The sequence below is a fragment of the Hyunsoonleella ulvae genome, assembly GCF_016827605.1.
GTDB lineage: Bacteria > Bacteroidota > Bacteroidia > Flavobacteriales > Flavobacteriaceae > Jejuia > Jejuia ulvae.
Map to the genome: position 1 here is coordinate 1 of NZ_JAEPJQ010000005.1, position 17624 is coordinate 17624.

The following is a 17624-nucleotide window of genomic DNA, read 5'->3' on the forward strand; positions in this document are numbered from 1 at the left end:
ATGTTGATAACGCTGCGCGTTAGCCAACATTCCAACACCACATTAGCATTATGATATAATTAAAAATAAAATAGTAAATTTAAACTCATCTAAGGTACTTGCTTAAACAATGGCTTTTCATAGGACACGTTGTTACCTGCTGGCTTTTTCCATTCTTTTTTTAATTTCTTCTATTGAGTAAGGTTCTTTTTTTCGGTGTATCATAGCGTGACAATTCGGACAAACTGGTCGTAAATCAACTATTGGGTTAACTTTATATTCTTTTCCGATATCAGAGACTTGTTTTAAATGATGGACGTGGATAAAGTTTTTTCCTAATTCGCCATACTCATCCTCAAAATTAAATTCACAAACAGAACAGGATAGTCCATAATGTTCAATACATTTATTTCTTGCGTGTGGATTTCGCTCGTATTTGGTTATTCGGACTTGATTTGGTGTTCCCTCTGTATATACGGTTTGTTCAGAATTTTCATTTTCTTGGAATGGATTTACTCTTATGTCTTGAGTTGTTAAAAAGTCAAACCAAACTGCTTCAAGTTCAGCTGTTACTTCTGGTTTGATTTCGACACCAGATGATTGAGGTGTCCAATTGACTTGTCCTAAATTCCCTTGGTTCAATAAATTCAGATTTAAAAGTGGTTCTTCGTTTGGGTTTAGAAGAACCTCAAAATCAATCATTACTCTTTTTACTAATCTGCCCGAACCATCCCAATGAGGCGATAAAAACGGATTTGACGTTACAAAACCCGAGCCCATTATTCCTTTCGGTTCTTGCCCTAATCGCATCAAAAATGCTCTGTCGCCAGCTTTAATTTTCTTATGGCTAACAACACTCCATTTTTCATTCGCACGTCCCGTTTGTTCGATTTGGTCAATACTCTCTTCAAGAGTTGTCCAATCCCATTTTTTAGGGTTCCACGCGAATAAATATGATTTCATACGGATTTTTGTTCAGCTTGCAGGTAACGGGTTAGTGTATGATATCGTTGCGTGTTTAGGCACTAAAGTTAGCAAATAATCACGGATAGAAAATTCCAGCGGAATTTTCGTAAGTAAGCCTTTACTAGCAATGAATTATACACAGTGTTGTGCATAGTGTTTTATTTTTTTATCAATTTTATTATTAAAAATGGCATCATTATTCCAATTCCGATTAATATTGTCGAATATAAATCAAAAGGTTCAGCTTTTAAATAATTAGGAATCAAAGGATTTGAGTGTTTGGCAGAAAAAACCATTATAAAAAGTCCAATTACAAATACTATAATTACAAAAAAAAGAATAGTCAAAATATCCATAGTTAACTCTTTTACTTTAAAATCCTTTCTTGTTGAATTGTAAATCATCCCAAAAAAAGGAATAGAGGCAAAAAGCAAGTAGTCAAGGGTATTTGTTGAAATTCCAAAAAAATAGTCAGTCAGTTTTTGTAAGTTTTCAGTCAGTTCAATCTGAATTTTTGCTCCAAGTCCAAAATTCAGCGCAATGAAAATCAGTCCGCAGAGTCCATAAATCAGATATTTTATTTTGTTAGGCGTTTTGTCCAATATGTTCTTGTTTATTAGGTTTCATTTTCCAAATAATCCAAGTCGCAAAAAATGAAATTAATATTAGAGAAATAGAAACTAAGATATCTTTTAATTTCCAAGTTGTACTAGGAACGTAATCACGATGAAAATCTACTAATGAACTAAATATAATTTTGTATGTTGTCCAAAGTCCGTGTAGTAAAGCAAATCCGAAGGCTCCAATCCACATTATTTTCTTATTAATAATAATTGGTCCAATTAGTATTAAAATCGAAATGATTGTTAAAGTCAACATGTCAATTCTAAATGGACTAAAATCATATTTATATTTTACGAATTTCAATCCGACAAATATCCATAAGAGTAAAATTCCGCCATAAATCAGACGTTGCTTTTTATTATTTTTCAGATATTCAATTATCGAACTTTCGCTTTTCAATTCAGTCGTTTTTCGGTTTTTGAGAATGTTGCTCTACATTATGCACAACACATATATATGTACAATTGATTGCAATGTAAAAAATATTGTTGAATTTACCTATCATATAATGTTTTCAGTGTCTTAAAGGAAATAGCGAGTTGTGTATTTTGTATATCAAAAAAGCGTATATTTAAAAATGATATACAAAATGCACAACTAATGAAGCTAGATAATTATAAATTTAAGATAGGAACGCATAGAGGTAAAGATGTTATTTGGATTATCTTTCCTTATAATAAGCAGATGCAGTTTGAATTAAAAAGTAAATTCCCTTCAGTATCATATAGTGGAAGCAATAAATGTTGGTATTTGCCAGATTTGCCCGTGTTAAGAGCTAAACTGAAAGTGCAGCAAAAGGAAATGGGATATCAGTTTCTTAATAATATCCATTCTATTAATAAACAAGCGTTTCTAGATTTTTTAAGTCAACTTCAAATTAAAGCATACAGTATAAATACGCAACGTATTTATATAAAAGAATTTGCTGAATTACTTATTTTAATTAATGATTATAGAGTTCAGGATTTATCGCCAAAAAGACTCAAGGATTATTTTTTGTATTGTAGTAAAAATTTGAAAATGAAAGAGCGGAAAATGAATGGGAAAATAAATGCGATTAAGTTCTATTTCGAACAAGTAATTCATAGACCAAAAATGTTTTTTAATATACCAAGGCCGAAAAAACCTTCTACATTACCTAGATTACTTAGTAAATATGATGTAAAACGAATAATAGTTGCAACACCTAATCTTAAGCATAAATTAGCGTTAAAAATTTGTTATGGTTTAGGTTTGCGAGTGTCTGAGGTTGTAAATATTAAGCTACATCACATCGATAGCACTAGAATGATGGTACACATAGTGGGGGCTAAGGGAAAAAAAGATCGCTATGTACCATTACCTAAATCAATTTTAAAGGAACTTAGAACATACTATCAAATTTACAAACCAAAAGAATACTTGTTTGAGGGGGCTTATGGGGGTAGTTATTCCAAAAGCAGTGTACAACAAATATTTAGAAAAGCTATGCTTAAGGTAGGTATAAATAAAAAAATAGGTATTCATGGATTGAGACACAGTTATGCAACGCACTTGTTAGAATCTGGAGCAGATATGCGTTTTATACAGGAACTCTTGGGACATAATTCCATAAAAACAACACAAGTGTATACCAAAGTATCTAACCGAGCACTTAAAAATATTATGAGCCCACTAGACACCCTGTAAGTTATGCAACAGCTGCTTTGTATACACCTAAGCAGCGCTCTCTGGCAAATTTATGATCTACAATAGGCTGTGGATAGGTAAGTTCCTGAAAATTGGGTACCCAGGTTTTAATATATTCTAAATTTTTATCGAACTTTTGTATTTGTGTAGTAGGGTTAAAAATTCTAAAGTAAGGTGCAGCATCTACACCAGAGCCTGCTACCCATTGCCAGTTACCTATATTGCTGGCCATCTCGTAATCGTGTAATTTCTCCGCAAAATAGGCTTCGCCCCAGCGCCAATCTATAAGTAAATGTTTACATAAAAAACTGCCCACTAGCATACGCACCCGGTTATGCATAAATCCTGTTTCGTTTAACTGTCGCATGCCCGCATCTACTAAAGGGTACCCTGTTTTACCATCACACCAAGCCTTATATTCTGCCTCGTTATTACGCCATTGTATACGGTCGTATTTAGATTTAAAACTTTTATTTACCGTATGTGGAAAATGCCATAGAATTTGCATAAAAAACTCACGCCAAATCAACTCTTGCCAAAATATCTCATTGTTTTCTGCTATGGCTTGTTTTATCATTTTACGTACACTTACTGTACCAAAGCGTAAATGTGGCCCCAACCTAGATGTAGCATCCTTCGCAGGGAAATTACGGGTGCTTTCGTATTGTTGGATAAGTGTTGGTGTTAGGGTATAGGGTTTAATATTCTGGTTGGACTTTTTAAACCCAATATCTGATAAACTTAAGTTGGGTAATTGTGTATCTATTACTAAGTTTTTTAAATACGGGTTGGTGTGGTATATTTCTAAATTTTGGGATGTAAATTTGTCTTTCCAGGTTTTCATATAGGGTGTGTAAACCACATAAGGGGTGCCATCGCTTTTTACCACTTCGTCTTTTTCAAAAATAACCTGGTCTTTATAACTCTTAAATGCAATATCATCCTGTGCTAATACATTTTCTATATCTTTATCTCGTGTTATAGCATAAGGCTCATAATCATGGTTGGTGTAAACGGTTTTAATATTGTAAGTTTCTATTAGGCGCTTGTAAACATCTATAGGGTTACCATGGTATAAGGCTATGCTGCTATTGTATTTTGTTTGGAGTGTATCACGCATGTGTTGCAATATGTCATGAATAAATGTAACCCTTGCATCGTCTCGTGGTAGTTTGTCTAGAATTTCAGTATCAAAAATAAAAATAGGAAGTACGGGGTATTCGCCTTTTAGGGCTTCATAAAAGCCTTTATTATCGGCTAATCTTAAGTCTCTTCTAAACCAAAAAATAGAAATTGGTTGTTTCATACGTTTAAGTTGGTTTTGTTGTGTTTAGGAACTTGTTGTGTATATGTTTATCTGCGTAATTGGGAAATTTGTTGTTTAAAACAGTGTTTTAGCTATACTTACCAAATAGCGCTTCTAACTTTTTTGTTCTGTAATTAAATATTTCCTCTAATTTTGGTTTTACTAAAATAGGATGTACAAGCTGACCTAAAATACCAAAGGGTACTTTATAGTCTATAATGTCTTCCATTTCTATACCACCTTCTATTGCTTTAATAAAATGTTTATGATGCCATAGGGCATAGGGTCCAAAGCGTTGTTCATCTACAAAATACTGCTTGTCAATACAATGTGTAATCTCTGTGACCCACTTGGTTTTAATGCCTAAAACTGGTGTTACTATATACTGGATTATTTGCCCTGCATACATCGGTCTATCTGCTCCAGATAGTATATTAAATCCCATATAATCTGGGGTAATAGTTTTTAAATTTTTTGGATCTGATAAAAATTCCCAAGCCTGTTCTATACTTATAGGTAAATTTTGTGTTTTATGCAGTGTATATATTTTCATGTGATGTTTATGGCTTTTATATATTATAAATAGGCATTGTTTTAATTGTTTAATACAATGTACCCGTTAAGTGATGTTGCAATGCACAACCATATTAAATACGGTAAAATTAATAGGGTTTTGGCTTTTAATAGGTTTTTAAACAATACTGCAAACACAGCTATAACAAATGTTAAAAGCACAATTACAGTTAAACTTAAACCTACAAGGTGTATGTTAAAAAATAAATATCCCCAGATGGTATTTAGTATAAATTGCACTGTAAATAAACTAAGTACTGTTGCAGTAGGCTTAAGCTTGTATAAATAAGCCATGTATATGGAGAAGCATAGCATAATGGTGGTCCATGCAACACCAAACACCCATCCTGGTGGTGTCCATGGTGCTTTATTTAGATTTAAATACCACTGGGTTTGCGGGCCATTGGCCATAAGCCAATTGCCTATGGCCAAGGCTCCAAAATTTATAACTAAGAATATAAAACTGTATTTAAGAAGCAGTTTCATGCTTTAGCGCATTTATGAGTTTGGCGATGTCTTGAGCTTCGGCATATTTTTTATCGCTAGCGGCTCTGTTAACAGAGGACAGTTCATGCCACTCTTGCATTAATTTTTTAAACCGTTCTTCTAATTTTTCTCTTTTTGATTTTCTTTTAAATAATCCAAACATAGCTTCTTTATTTTAAGTGTTTCGTAATTTTCGAACTCATGGGGTTGGTAGATGAAAGGTAATAGTCTACCCAATTACCCTCTTTATCTATTAGGTATTTCTGGAAGTTCCATTTTACTGAAGTATTGGACATCCCGTTGTTTACTTTTAGTGTTAACCAACTGTATAGGGGATGTTGGTCTTTGCCCTTAACTTTAATCTTCTCTGTTATGGGGAATGTTACGCCATAATTTGTTTCGCAAAACGTTGTGATGGCTTTGGCGTCTCCTGGTTCTTGACCTCCAAATTGGTTACACGGTACACCTATTACTTGTAGGTTGTCCTTGTATGTGTCTTGTAGTTCTTGTAGCGATGTATACTGTGGTGTAAAGCCGCATTTTGAGGCTACATTAACAAACAATATATATCTTCCTTTAAATTTAGATAAGTCTATGGGTTGTCCATTTAATGCATTTATCTTGATATCATAGACACGTTTTACATCCAGTTTTTTTTCTTCTGAAGATGTTCCAAGTGTCGCCACAAATGTTTTTAACAAATTCATAATTTAAATTTTAAAGCTTACTATACCACAATCCATTTCAAATACTTGCCCTGATATTGACGATGATTTTTCAAATAGTAAAAATTCAGCCATGTCTGCAACTTCTTCTGGTGCCAGGAACTTTTTTAAGGGATGCCGCTCTGTGATATTTTCTACCATTTTTTCGTTACGCAATAGTTTCGACGCTAAGTCTGTGTTTGTAACGGTAGGGGCGATGGCATTGATACGAAGTTTAGGTGCTAATTCTGCACCTAGTGATTTTACCAAACCTTCTACTCCAGATTTGGCAACGGCTATACTGGCATGATAGGGCATACCCAGTTTGGCAGCTACTGTGCTAAACAGTACTATTGATGGTAAGCTTCCTTGTTTTAAGATAGGAAGGTATTTTTGAATTACTTTTACCGCTCCTAATACATTGATTTCAAAATCGTTTTTAAAATCATCGATACTTAGGCGGGATATTGGCTTTAAATTTATGCTACCAGGACAATAAACAAGTCCGTTCGCATATTCAATATCTGGTAATTCATCTTGTGTTACATCGCAATTAAAGTGAGAGAGGTTGTTGTGCGATATGTCTGGGGTGCTTCTGCTTATGTTTATAACATTGCAATAGGGTAATAGCTTTTCTGTTAAAGCGTTTCCAATGCCCTTACTTCCACCAACTATTATAATTGTTTTCATGGGTTTCAGGGCATATAATTTTTATGGCCTGCCCTTTAGCCGCTTTTCTATTTTTTGTTTGATGACGGTTAAACGCTTCATCAAATCCATTAATTCAGGATCTTTTTCTTTTTTGTAGATGTCGTTTAAACCTAAAATTAAACTTTTCACTTCTCTAGACGATTCGATACGCTCACTTGTTGTTTTAAAAGTGTGTCTGCGCTGCTCGAACTCTAAAGCCTTATCAATAATCTCCATAATTTTGTTACTATAATTTTAATTCACTAACCTAAATTTTGGGTAGCTTCGCAATATAATAAAATATAGCAGATTAACTGTTTTTACGGCTATTTATTAGATAAAATTTAATATTCAGGTGTGGTTTTACCTTACTTTTTACGATTATGCGATTAGATACGCATTTTTAAACGTTTTTCTACTTTTCGTTTAATTGTGGTTAAGCGTTTCATGATGTCCATGATTTGCTCGTCTTTCTTTACTTTATAAATTTGATTTAAATCTAAAATCAATGCTTTAGCTTCTCTGGATATTTTTACGCGATCGCTAGTAGACAATGATTTCATTTTTCTTTGTTCAAATTCTAATGCTCTGTTAATTAATTCTAATTCCATAATACTAGCTATTTAAATAATTTTGTAATTCTGTAATTTTTTCTGCGGTATTAAATTTACCTCCGTAGTATGCTGTAACGGTTGAAGATGTATCATCTTTTATACCTCTAGATGATACACAAAGATGTTTTGCATCTATAATAACAGCAACATCCTCAGTATCTAAAACGGTTTTTAACTCATTGGCAATTTGGTTGGTAAGGCGTTCTTGTACTTGCGGGCGTTTTGCATAGTACTGTACTATTCTATTTAGTTTTGAAAGCCCAATAACCTTTCCTGATGAAATATATGCTACGTGTGCCTTGCCTATGATAGGTACAAAATGATGTTCACAATTAGAGTAAAATGTAATATTCTTCTCTACAAGCATTTGGTTATATTGATATTTATTATCAAACAAAGCCACTTTAGGTTTGTTTTTAGGGTTTAATCCTGAAAATATCTCTTCAATATACATTTTAGCTACACGTTTTGGTGTGCCTTTAAGGGAATCGTCTGTTAAATCTAAACCCATTACTTCCATTATTTCTTCAAATAAAATAGCAATGCGTGCTTTCTTTTCGGTGTCGCTTAATTTAAAGGCATCTGGTCGCATTGGAGTTTCTAGGCCAGTAAAGAGATGGTCGTCTCCTATGTCTTCAATCGAAAATCCGTTTAACTTGTGTCCGTTAGCTTCTTTTTTTAATTTTTCTAGTTGCATATCATCTTTTTTATGTGCTGTACCAATACATTCTTGTTCATGCTTAGTGTGTATTGATCAAAGCACGTTAGCGTTTTGAAATTTTATTTTGTGTTATTTGCTTTTGTCTGCTGCATTTAAAGCGACCACTTTCAAATGTTCTTAGTTTTTCATGTTTTGTAGCACGACCTTGAACTCTTTTTCGCCACATTTTAAAACTACTTGGTTTCATTTCTCGGCGCATGAGCGTTATTACCTCTTGTTCCTTTAATCCAAATTGAAACTCTATAGCATCAAAAGTGGTTCTGTCCTCCCATGCCATTTCTATTATTCTGTCTATATCTTCAATAGTAAAAGTCATGCCTGCATAAAGTTATACTGTTGGTCGTACTTAATTTTCTCTTCTAACATCTTTTTAAAAAAACCTTTATTCTCCTTAAATGTTTTGTTGTTTTTAAAGTGAATAAATTTACCCTGTGCATGTATGCTTGCACCATTTATCTTATACAGCACTAACTGGTAATAGGGGATAGCCCACGTAAAATTTTTTAAGCCTTTATTTATAAATACCAGAATACCAGATTTTCTAAGTTCTATATTGGCATAATTTATGTCTGATACTGCATTCATATAGGTTTTCATATTTGGGCTAACATCTTCTACAATCATTCTTTTAGAACCTACACCTTTCATCTTTAAAGCTTCCAACAATGTAAACGATCTGCCTACTATGTCGGTCAATAAATGTTTGTGCTCTTTACTGTAATGTGTAGTATTTAGTATCAATTTTTCTTTATTTACATACCAAAGATACAAAATGTTTAACCTTTAAAGTTAAAAGTTAAACAAAAATTAACATATTACTATCAGAAAAATTTATCGTGAGTTTAACGCCTTATTTTATAGGGGTTTAGGGGTTTTTTATTCTGTTTTTTAAGGTATGCTTTTTTAGAATTCTTTTGCTTTCCTCTAAAACTGTTTTGTCTTTGCGTAATTTCCAAAGTGTGTCTCCCGCTTTTTTTCTGGATAGTTCTAAATCTACAATAGGCTTTGGGTAATCTAATCCTAGTTTAAAGTTATAGAACTGTTGCTCCATGTCCGTCATTAAATAGGGTTGATGTGCAAAAGGGGTATCTAGGTTTTTTAATTCTGGGAGCCATTTTTTTATAAAAGTTGCTTCCGGATCGTGTTCTATACTGTTTTTTACCGGGTTGTATATGCGAAGCATGTTTATTCCCGTTTCTCCTGCTTGCATTTGCAGTTGCGGAAAGTGGATACCAGGTTCAAAATCCAGAAACATTTGCGATAGGTGGGTAGTGGCCTCTTGCCAAGGTTGCCATAGGTTATGTGTAAAAAAGGAGACTACTAAGGCGCGCATTCTAAAGTTAAGATACCCTGTTTCATTTAAGCAGCGCATACATGCATCTACCAAAGGGTACCCTGTATTGCCTGTTTTCCAGGCGATTTGGTAGGCTTTAGATACACTCTTTTTTAGTTTATGGAACCCTTTGTTTACACTGACCTCTTCCATGGTATGTTCCATTTCAAACTTTTGTATAAAATGTGTTTGCCAGCGTAGCCTGGACATAAAGGCCTCCAAAGCCTTTTTGTGTTTTGAGGTTTGTTTTAATTGGTATGCTTCATGGTACACCTCTCTAACCGATAAATTTCCCCAAGCTAAATAAGGGGACATTCTACTGCAGCTTGTTCTTGCCAACTCTGGCTTAGAAATATGAAACATATAATTGGGATAACGCTCGGATAAAAAGGATTCTAAATAACGTTTTCCAGTAGTTCGCCCTCCTTTTTGAAATGGTGTAAACTCTGGTGTTGTTAACTCTGGTACTTTAAAGTTTTGCTCTAAGCTATTAATAGCTTCTATAGCTATTAATTGCTGTTGTTTTGGCTGAAAGGGTAGTGGTGTAATGGCATAAAATGCATCTACTTTTTCATTCCAACCTTCCCTGTCTCTTAACCCTCGTATAACGCCATTGTTAATGTTTTGATGCCATTGGATGAGATTGTTTTTACAAAACCGCTTAAAATTTTTATCACGATTGTAAGTGACTAGAATACCTGTTTCTTGATGCGAGAAAATATCTGATATATGGTAGTGGGTTAGTAACTGATTTATGGTGGCTATAATATCCGATTGCACTACCAATACTTTAGAATTATACGTTTTTAAGGCGTTGTTTAAGTCTACTATGGATTCTTTTATAAAATTCCAATGGCGCTCACTATAATGTGGATCGTTAATAAGCATAGGCTCAAAACTATATAGTAGTAAAACGCGTTTGCCAGTTTTTAAGGCATTAAAAATGGCTTCGTTATCATACAATCTTAGGTCTCGTTTTAACCAAACAATGTGTACGTGTTCTTTTTTAGTCATGATCTAGGGCTTTAAAAAATGCTTCGGCATATTCAAAATGCTGTTGTTTGGTTTCTGGTTTCATTTTATCGAAAGTCCTAATAAGCATACCTAACCTTGGATTACTTAAAAAGAAATTGCGGTGTTTGTCCATAAACGTCCAAAATAACCCGTCCCAGGTAGATTGCCATTTGCCTTTGCCGTAGTTGCTCATTTTCATGATGTAATTACTACTGCTTATATAGGGTTTTGTAGACATCAATCCGCCATCGGCATATAAACTCATGCCATACACATTGGGTACCATTACCCAATCGTAAGCATCAATAAATAGTTCCATAAACCATTTATACACATCGTCTGGATGAAATTCGCACAATACCATAAAATTGCCTAAAATCATTAAGCGTTCTATATGGTGTGCATATCCTGTTTTTAGTACTTTTTTAATCACATCGTCTACAGGGGGAATTCCAGTAGTACCATCATAAAACGATGTTGGTATCTTTCTTGAAAACTTCCAAAAATTTTTCGTGCGTTCCTCGGTACCTTTAGCCTCATATACACCTCGAATAAATTCGCGCCATCCTAGAATTTGCCTAACAAAACCCTCGGTGGAGTTTATGGGTACATTATAATTTTTTGCATAATTGATAGCCTTGTTTATAACTGTTTTTGGATGTAGTAATCCAGCATTAATTAAAGGGGATAAGAGGCTGTGGTTTAAAATATGTTCTTCCTTGACTATGGCATCTTCATAAGTTCCAAATTCATGAAAGCGTAGTTCTAAAAATTGGTCTAACCATGCTTCAGCAGATTTAAAATCGATTGGATAAACTAAAACATCATTTAGCTGTCCGTAGTTTTCAGAGAAATTATCCCTAACATAGGCTTCTGCTTCTTTATGGAATTTGGTTTTCTCTGGAAATTGAATGCTTGGAGGGGTTTTACCTTTGGGGTATTTTTTTCTATTATCAGAATCGTAGGTCCATTTACCACCCTCAGGTTGGTTGCCTTGCATCAAGATGTTCCTGTTTTTGCGTTCATCTTTGTAATAAGAAGTTTGAAAAAACTTTTTCTTTGCTGGTTTAAAAAATGAAGACAATTCTTCTTTGGTATTGATGAAAAGTGGATTATTATACCATTCAATGTTGATATCTTGAGCAGATGATGTTATGTGTTTTTCAAGCCAATTATCTGTGGGGTCTATGATATGAAGTGTTGATACACCTTGTTGTTTTAGCTCTGGCAATAACTGCCTTACATCTGATGTTTCCTCTTCGGCTTCAATATATGTTACATGTTTATCCAGCGATTCTAAATACGCTTGATAAGCTTTCATGCTTGCCCGATGAAATGCGATTTTTTGTTTATGGAATTTGTACTGCCTAAAGAATAGATATTCTTCAATCAGGATAATAGCATCTACATGGTTTAAAACCTCCGAAGTTTTAAATAATTGGTGAGGAAATATAATATGTATTTGTGTGTCTTGCATGCTTAAAACAATGTTGTTTGTAACCACATATTTTGAAATTTATTGGAAGCATCGTAGCGTTGTGCCTGTAACTCCACATTAAATTTTCGGTCGCGTGGATCGTTACCAACGCCAGCTACATACATCCAATTGCCATAATTGCTGTGCACATCATAATCTATAAGTAGCGACTCAAAATATGCTGCACCAATTCTCCAATCTAGTAGTAGGTCTTTAGCAAAAAACGAAGCCACATTTTGTCGCCCCCTATTGCTCATCCATCCTGTAAGCTTAAGCTCTAGCATATTGGCATTTACAAAACTTGATGATGTATTCCCTTCAATCCAATCTTCAATTTGTTGTTTTTCTCTCTCCCAATGGTATTCCTTTTTAAGGATACCACCTATTTTAAAGATACTATTACCATGTTTTAGCGAGATATATTTAAAATAATCCCTCCAAATCAATTCAAAGATTAACCAATAGGTAGACTGGTTTTTGTAATATTCTTTTTCAAATTGTTTTACTTGCCAAAAAATGGTGCGAGGAGAAATACTGCCATTGGCCAACCATGATGAAAACTTTGAGCTATAGTCTTTACCTACAAGTCCATTCCTTGTTTTTTTATAAACTCCTAGGGTTTTGGTTTGAAATATATAATCATCTAAACGGTTTAATGCAGCATTCTCGCCTCCTTCAAATGGGAAAGCGGAGTTAGGGTGTGCTGTAAAATCTTTATAGCCTAAATCCTCCAATGATGGTATTTGTGTAGGGTTGTAAATGTCTTGTAGGGGGGCTTTCGGTATAGGATGATGGATAGGCCTAACTTTACTTTCTTTTTCAACCTTTTTCCTAAAATTGGTAAACACTTGCGGGATGTTATAAAAAGATATTCCTATATCGTCTGGATGAAACAAAAACTGGTTGTAGTATTCGTTAAATACGGTATGGGCAGGACTATTTAATTTTACCTGTTCTAAAACTTTGGTTTCCTCTTGTGTCCATTCCCTTTGAAGATAAATGGTTTTGGTATTGAATTGTTCTATTAATTTAGGAATTTCTTGCTCTGGATGGTTATGGTAAACAAACAGTTCAATATTTAAATCGCTTAGATTTTTCTTTAAATCCTGTAGTGTTTCAATTAAAAATTTTGCTCTATATTTCTCTGTTTTTTTAAATCCAAAATTCCCTACGCTAAAAAGCCTGGGTTCAAAACAGTAAACAGCAATACAGTGTTTGTGATGTTGTAGTGCCTTATTGAGGGCTATGTTATCATTTACCCTTAAGTCGTTTCTAAACCAAATTAAGCCGAGGTTTTTTTGTTTTTCCTGCATCGTTCACTACAATATTTAACGTTGTACCAGTTCTTTTCCCATTTCTTTCGCCAAGTAAAAGGTAGGTTACAGGTGTTACACGTTTTCTGTGGTAAGTGTTGTTTTTTGTGTCTCAACTTTAACCAGTTTATCAATCATTCCCGAGAATATAAAGCCATGAAAAGGCAAAACGCTATACCAATACAAACGTCCCCACAAACCTCTGGGTCTAAACGTGGCGGTTTGCTTTAATTTATTGTCTTCAATTTTAAATTCTAACCAAGCTTCTCCTGGTAAACGCATTTCAGCATAGAGTAGCAGTTTTTGTTTTTCTTTATCGGCAAAAATTACACGCCAAAAGTCTAAAGCATCTCCAGCATCTATATTTGTGGGGCTTGTACGTCCGCGTCTTAGTCCTATACCTCCAAAGAGCTTATCAATATAACCTCTTATGCGCCAAAGTATAGTACCATAATACCATCCGTTTTTTCCACCAATACTCCAAATTTTCTCAATGGTTTCATTAGCATCAGTTACGTAACGTTCTTTGTAATCTTTAAAGCACCCGTATTTTGGGACGTTTACATATTTGTGTAATTGTTTGCCGAGGCGTCCGCTGCTTACCATAGAGTCTTTCCAGCTTGATACGATACCATTTTGTTCTATTTTTTCAAAAGCTAAAGCGACTGCTTCTTTGTAAGTAATGGGGTTTACATCTAATATTTGGTTAATATCACTGGGTTTACCTATAATTTGTACACCCATGCTATCTACTAGTGATGTTGCTAATTTGTATGAGGTAGATGTTACAAAATATAACCAATAAGACGATAGTTTTGGTGTCATTACCGGTACAGTTAGGATGTAACGTTTAAGTCCCCTAACTTTGGCGAATTGTAACAGCATCTCCCTGTATGTTATTATTTCTGGACCAAATACATCAAAACTCTTATTGTACAACGCTTCGTTACCTACAGCACGAGATAAAAAAGCCAATACATCCCGTACGGCTAATGGTTGGGTTTTGGTGTTTAACCATTTGGGGGCAATCATAAAGGGGAGCTTTTCTACTAAATCCCTGATAATCTCAAAAGAAGAACTCCCCGAACCTACTATAATTCCCGCTTTAAATATCGTGAGTGCATATTGCTCTGATGCCAGTATGCCTTCTACATTTTTTCTCGACCTTAGATGCTTGGAAAGTTTATCTTCATTAGTAATACCACTTAAATAAATTACCTGTTTAGCCTCTGTGGTTTCTACGTAATTTTTAAAATTTACTGCGCATTTTTCTTCTAAGGATTCAAAATCTTTAGACGAGTTGGACATGGAGTGAATAAGGTAATAGGCAGCATCTATACCCTTAGGGATGTTTTCTAGGGTTTCAGGTTTTAGAAAGTCTGCCTCAATAACGTATACATTTTCATCTTCAGTATAACTCTTATCCGCTCTTAACCGATCTCTTACAACACAAACAACAGTGTGCCCTTGATGTAACAAAAAAGGGATAAGACGTTTGCCTATGTAGCCTGTTGCTCCTGTTACTAAGACTTTCATGATGTTTCTGTTACTAAGTTTTTTGGTCTCTGATATCCATAACGTGTTTTGCACTCTGGTACTGCATAACCATCCAAACCATTAATGGCAGCTACTTTTGCTTTGGATAAATTGATAAAGCCGTCCTCTTCAATTAGTTCATTATCAACATATAACCCAATAATTTTACCAATTACCAAAATGGTATCATTGGCTTTTATAGGGTATTCTTCAAGGTATTCCATGGCTAGTTGTATGGGTGCTCCCTTTACAAATGGTGCATTAAAACCTGTTTTGTATTCTGCTTCTAAATGTGTAACCTCGAATTCTGATATGTTGCTATCATATTTAGCTGATGTATGATGCGCATCTTCTTTTATAGCCTCGTGTATGTGGTTAATGGTATAATATCCTGTAGCTTTTAAATTCTCATAAGTATTACGGATTACTGTGGTGGGACGTAAAAAGAATCCTAAAATTGCAGGACTTGAACCAATGTGGGTAACCGAACTAAACACAGCTACATTTTCTACACCATTCTTTGAAATGGAACCAATTAAGTTAGCCGATTTGTAGCCAGAACAGCTATTTATTAGATTGATTTTATAGATGTGCTCTAACTCTTGAATATCTGATTCGCTAAAATATTTCATATTACGACAGTCTTAAATAATTATCAATTTTGATGTTTTTAGCTTTTAAATCAAACATTAGGTTGTATAGTCCAAAAAATGTTCTATTGATGTATATAAAATGCTTTGAGCCACGATTACCATTCATTTTCTTTAAGTCGGTGCTTTTGGAGTACCGCTCTCCCAATTCAGCTATCTTTCCGAAGAAATCTGCATCAGAAAAATCGAAGGTTTCATTTTGAAATGGTAGTGTAAATAAGCTTAGCATTTCATGGAACATGGCTGTAAAAAAGTCTATTTCTTCATTAGAATCGTCTTCTCTTAAAATTTCAAGCTCGTATAATTTTGAAGTAAAATAGGCCTCGTTGTCAATGTTTTCTCGTTTTGCAAGCTCAAAGTAGGGTGTATAGAAGTCCTGTGGTATGGATTTCATACACCCAAAATCAAGAGCTATTAATTCTCCTTTTTCAGATACTAGGAAATTCCCTGGATGAGGATCTGCATGCACTTTTTTTAGGTTATGAATTTGGTACATGTAGAAGTCCCAAAGGGCTTGTCCTAATATATTTGCTTTGTCTTGATTGGTATTATGCGCTGTAAATTCTGAAAGGTGTTCGCCCTCCATGTAATCCATAGTAATAATACGCTCTGATGATAATGTTTCATAATACTTTGGAAACTTAAGATTGGTAATGTGGGCGCAAGCACTGGCTATTTCTTTACTTTGGGCGACCTCCAATACATAATTGGTTTCTTCAATCAATTTATATTCTACTTCCTTAAAATATTTATTAGAATCTTTTCCTTTTATATTGAACATGCTCATAGCCACAGGTTTTACCATGGCTAAATCTGAAGCGATACTTTCAGCAACTCCTGGATATTGGATTTTCACAGCAAGTTTTTTCCCATTCTTAGAGGCAATGTGCACCTGGCCGATGCTAGCCGCATTCACAGAAGTTGCATTAAAAGTATCATACAATTCATTAGGGTGTTTTCCGAAATATTTTTTAAATGTTTTTATAACTAGAGGTGGCGATAATGGCGGTACGGAGAATTGTGCAAGGGAGAACTTTTCTACGTAAGCTCTTGGCAATATGCTTTTTTCCATGCTTAGCATTTGTGCTACTTTAAGCGCGCTTCCTTTTAGTTGTTTTAGGCCGTCGTATATATCGGCAGCGTTATTTTTATTTAGGCGTTCTTTTGCCTCTTCTTTAGGATTTACAATCTTATCGCCGTAATATTTTAAGTAATTAACACCCACTTTAGCACCAGTGGATACTAATTTTGTGGCACGTTGAATTTTAGATGTAGGTATGTTGTCAATGGTTTTCATACACGTTTAATTCATGTGGAATTTTTCTTTAAACAAAAATTTGCCTAAGTCCAGTACACTTTTAACTGGAGCTATATCGAGTACATCAAAAGTTGTATTGACCGATTTTTCAATGAAAACATCTGTTTTTTCAAAGGATGCAGATGTATCATCCAACCAAAATTTCATGGTCAGCAATAACTGTAACCAAGCTGATTCTTTTAAAGCTCTGTCTTGGATTTTTTCCAATTGCTCTTGTTTAATGTCTAGCATTTGGATACCGAGTCCGCTGATGTAGTGTGTAAAATGCTTTTTTAATCTAGATAGTATTTTTAAGCCTTTAAGGTCATTTTTGTACTTGTCTAGAACATGCTTTACATAGCTTCTGTTTGCAGTTAAGTTCTCAAAAAAGGTATAGTAAAAACTCAGTAGTTTGTTTCGGGCATCAAAAATTTTATAATCTTCGCTTTTGTCTAATACATTAATGGAATTTGTATAAAATGCTTCGAAAATCCCTTTTTCTATGCCTTCAAAAGATGAGAAATGCTCATAAAATTTAGCTTCTTCAAAATTGTTCATTTTGGCAAAAGCAAACACTGTTTTTGGGTTTTCGTCATGTTCTAGTACATAATCCATGTACCAGGTAATGATATCGTTTTTAGTAATAGATTTTTTCTTTGCCATAATTGTAATA

General features: G+C 34.3%; 23 protein-coding genes. 1 reads left to right on the plus strand and 22 read right to left on the minus strand.

Annotated elements, in window-relative coordinates; all coding sequences use genetic code 11:
- Positions 1 to 132: 132 nt before the first annotated feature.
- The 3 genes from JS605_RS12820 to JS605_RS12830 form a co-directional block, all read right to left on the minus strand.
- Entirely contained in the window at positions 133 to 942 is an 810-nt protein-coding gene (locus JS605_RS12820; RefSeq protein ID WP_203258122.1) for an HNH endonuclease, read from the minus strand.
- 161 nt (positions 943 to 1103) lie between these two features.
- Complete coding sequence (locus JS605_RS12825) at positions 1104 to 1547, minus strand: hypothetical protein (RefSeq protein WP_203258123.1); 444 nt, start codon at positions 1545 to 1547, stop codon at positions 1104 to 1106.
- The gene (locus tag JS605_RS12830) at positions 1531 to 1968 is read right to left on the minus strand and encodes a hypothetical protein (RefSeq protein WP_203258124.1); all 438 of its coding nucleotides are present in this window, start codon (positions 1966 to 1968) and stop codon (positions 1531 to 1533) included. Before JS605_RS12830 ends, JS605_RS12825 begins: the two co-directional genes overlap by 17 nt.
- Before the next feature lie 201 nt (positions 1969 to 2169).
- Between JS605_RS12830 and JS605_RS12835 the strand changes: the two genes are divergently transcribed.
- Positions 2170 to 3237 (plus strand): tyrosine-type recombinase/integrase, encoded by a 1068-nt coding sequence (locus JS605_RS12835; protein ID WP_203258125.1) that lies wholly within the window; start codon positions 2170 to 2172, stop codon positions 3235 to 3237.
- A 1-nt stretch (position 3238) separates the two neighbouring features.
- On the opposite strand, the gene JS605_RS12840 is transcribed toward JS605_RS12835, so the two are convergent.
- From JS605_RS12840 to JS605_RS12930, 19 genes are all read right to left on the minus strand, one after another.
- A complete protein-coding gene (locus JS605_RS12840) occupies positions 3239 to 4543 on the minus strand; it encodes a cryptochrome/photolyase family protein (RefSeq protein ID WP_203258126.1) in 1305 nt (434 codons plus the stop codon).
- Positions 4544 to 4631: 88 nt separating this feature from the next.
- Positions 4632 to 5096: an SRPBCC family protein gene (locus JS605_RS12845; RefSeq protein WP_203258127.1), complete on the minus strand. Its 465-nt coding sequence runs from the start codon at positions 5094 to 5096 to the stop codon at positions 4632 to 4634.
- Between the two features lie 41 nt (positions 5097 to 5137).
- Positions 5138 to 5602 (minus strand): TspO/MBR family protein, encoded by a 465-nt coding sequence (locus JS605_RS12850; protein ID WP_203258128.1) that lies wholly within the window; start codon positions 5600 to 5602, stop codon positions 5138 to 5140.
- On the minus strand, positions 5586 to 5765 hold the full coding sequence (locus tag JS605_RS12855; protein ID WP_203258129.1) for a Lacal_2735 family protein: 180 nt from the start codon (positions 5763 to 5765) through the stop codon (positions 5586 to 5588). Before JS605_RS12855 ends, JS605_RS12850 begins: the two co-directional genes overlap by 17 nt.
- 7 nt (positions 5766 to 5772) lie before the next feature.
- Positions 5773 to 6309 carry a glutathione peroxidase gene (locus JS605_RS12860; RefSeq protein WP_203258130.1) on the minus strand — a complete coding sequence of 179 codons (537 nt, stop codon included), beginning with the start codon at positions 6307 to 6309 and terminating at the stop codon, positions 5773 to 5775.
- A 3-nt stretch (positions 6310 to 6312) separates the two neighbouring features.
- Positions 6313 to 6996, minus strand: coding sequence for an SDR family NAD(P)-dependent oxidoreductase (locus JS605_RS12865; RefSeq protein WP_203258131.1), 684 nt, complete (start codon positions 6994 to 6996; stop codon positions 6313 to 6315).
- 21 nt (positions 6997 to 7017) lie between these two features.
- Positions 7018 to 7233, minus strand: coding sequence for a hypothetical protein (locus JS605_RS12870; protein ID WP_130935604.1), 216 nt, complete (start codon positions 7231 to 7233; stop codon positions 7018 to 7020).
- Between the two features lie 152 nt (positions 7234 to 7385).
- Entirely contained in the window at positions 7386 to 7607 is a 222-nt protein-coding gene (locus JS605_RS12875) for a hypothetical protein (RefSeq protein WP_203258132.1), read from the minus strand.
- Between the two features lie 4 nt (positions 7608 to 7611).
- Positions 7612 to 8307, minus strand: a complete 696-nt coding sequence (gene folE / locus JS605_RS12880; RefSeq protein ID WP_203258133.1) for a GTP cyclohydrolase I FolE — start codon at positions 8305 to 8307, stop codon at positions 7612 to 7614.
- A 67-nt stretch (positions 8308 to 8374) separates the two neighbouring features.
- Positions 8375 to 8647, minus strand: coding sequence for a TIGR03643 family protein (locus tag JS605_RS12885; protein ID WP_203258134.1), 273 nt, complete (start codon positions 8645 to 8647; stop codon positions 8375 to 8377).
- Positions 8644 to 9072, minus strand: a complete 429-nt coding sequence (locus JS605_RS12890; RefSeq protein ID WP_203258135.1) for a hypothetical protein — start codon at positions 9070 to 9072, stop codon at positions 8644 to 8646. Before JS605_RS12890 ends, JS605_RS12885 begins: the two co-directional genes overlap by 4 nt.
- A gap of 124 nt (positions 9073 to 9196) precedes the next feature.
- Positions 9197 to 10678 (minus strand): cryptochrome/deoxyribodipyrimidine photo-lyase family protein, encoded by a 1482-nt coding sequence (locus JS605_RS12895; RefSeq protein WP_203258136.1) that lies wholly within the window; start codon positions 10676 to 10678, stop codon positions 9197 to 9199.
- Positions 10671 to 12155 (minus strand): cryptochrome/photolyase family protein, encoded by a 1485-nt coding sequence (locus JS605_RS12900; RefSeq protein ID WP_203258137.1) that lies wholly within the window; start codon positions 12153 to 12155, stop codon positions 10671 to 10673. The genes JS605_RS12895 and JS605_RS12900 overlap by 8 nt, the downstream gene beginning before the upstream one ends.
- A gap of 2 nt (positions 12156 to 12157) precedes the next feature.
- Entirely contained in the window at positions 12158 to 13468 is a 1311-nt protein-coding gene (locus tag JS605_RS12905) for a DASH family cryptochrome (RefSeq protein ID WP_203258138.1), read from the minus strand.
- Positions 13438 to 13584 (minus strand): DUF2256 domain-containing protein, encoded by a 147-nt coding sequence (locus JS605_RS12910; protein WP_203258139.1) that lies wholly within the window; start codon positions 13582 to 13584, stop codon positions 13438 to 13440. Before JS605_RS12910 ends, JS605_RS12905 begins: the two co-directional genes overlap by 31 nt.
- Entirely contained in the window at positions 13544 to 15004 is a 1461-nt protein-coding gene (locus JS605_RS12915; protein ID WP_203258140.1) for an SDR family oxidoreductase, read from the minus strand. The genes JS605_RS12910 and JS605_RS12915 overlap by 41 nt, the downstream gene beginning before the upstream one ends.
- Positions 15001 to 15636 carry a flavin reductase family protein gene (locus JS605_RS12920; protein ID WP_203258141.1) on the minus strand — a complete coding sequence of 212 codons (636 nt, stop codon included), beginning with the start codon at positions 15634 to 15636 and terminating at the stop codon, positions 15001 to 15003. Before JS605_RS12920 ends, JS605_RS12915 begins: the two co-directional genes overlap by 4 nt.
- A 1-nt stretch (position 15637) precedes the next feature.
- Entirely contained in the window at positions 15638 to 16951 is a 1314-nt protein-coding gene (locus JS605_RS12925) for an ABC1 kinase family protein (RefSeq protein ID WP_203258142.1), read from the minus strand.
- A gap of 6 nt (positions 16952 to 16957) precedes the next feature.
- A complete protein-coding gene (locus JS605_RS12930; RefSeq protein ID WP_203258143.1) occupies positions 16958 to 17614 on the minus strand; it encodes a TetR family transcriptional regulator C-terminal domain-containing protein in 657 nt (218 codons plus the stop codon).
- Positions 17615 to 17624: the final 10 nt, after the last annotated feature.